This window comes from Streptomyces sp. LS1784, assembly GCF_020103755.1.
GTDB lineage: Bacteria > Actinomycetota > Actinomycetes > Streptomycetales > Streptomycetaceae > Kitasatospora.
Map to the genome: position 1 here is coordinate 1 of NZ_JAHSQD010001195.1, position 805 is coordinate 805.

1 protein-coding gene is annotated in these 805 nt (G+C 77.8%); it reads left to right on the forward strand.

All coding sequences use genetic code 11. The features are described 5' to 3' along the window. On the forward strand, window positions 1-805 hold an 805-nt coding region (locus KS423_RS46500; RefSeq protein ID WP_224285661.1), incomplete at both ends, for a M48 family metalloprotease.

Here is an 805-nt window from a genome sequence, read left to right on the forward strand (position 1 = left end):
CTGCCGTGGGCACTGGGCGGCCGGCTGGCGGGCCTGGCGCTGACCCTGCTGCTCGGCCTCACCCCGGCCGGTGCCGCCCTGGTGACCGTCGCCGGCGGCTGGTTCGGCGGTTCCCGGACGGCCGGGGTGCTGGCCGGCGCGACGGCCCTGGTGCTGCTCGGCAGTGCGCTGCAACTGCCGTTCGGCGCCGGGGTGCGGACGGTCCGGGCCCGGTACGGGCTGGTGACCCAGGGCTGGGCCGGCTGGGCGATGGACGCCGTACGCGGCCTCGCGCTCACCCTCGTCCTCGTCCTCCCACTCGTGCTCGGGCTGTTCGCGCTGACCGCGTGGTCGCCGCAGCGCTGGTGGCTGCCGGCGGCGGGCGCGGCGGCGCTGCTGACGGCCGCGCTCTCCTTCCTCCACCCGCTGCTGATCGAGCCGGTGTTCAACCGTTTCTCCCCGATGCCCCCGGGGGCGCTGCGCACCGCGCTGCTGGCGCTGGCCGAGCGGGACGGCGTCCGGGTGCGGGACGTCCTGGTGGCGGACGCCTCCCGCCGCACCACCGCGCTCAACGCGTACGTCTCCGGGTTCGGGGCGACCCGCCGGATCGTCGCGTACGACACGCTGCTGACCGCCGCCGAACCGCGCGAGGTGGAGCTGGTGGTCGCACACGAGCTGGGGCACGTCAAGCACCGGGACGTGCCGGTCGGCACCGTGCTGGGCGCGGTCGGTGCGGCCGTCGCGGTGGCGGTCCTCGGCCTGCTCGCCGCCTGGCGGCCGCTGCTGGACGCCGCCGGGGCGACCAGCCCGGCGGACCCTCGGGCGC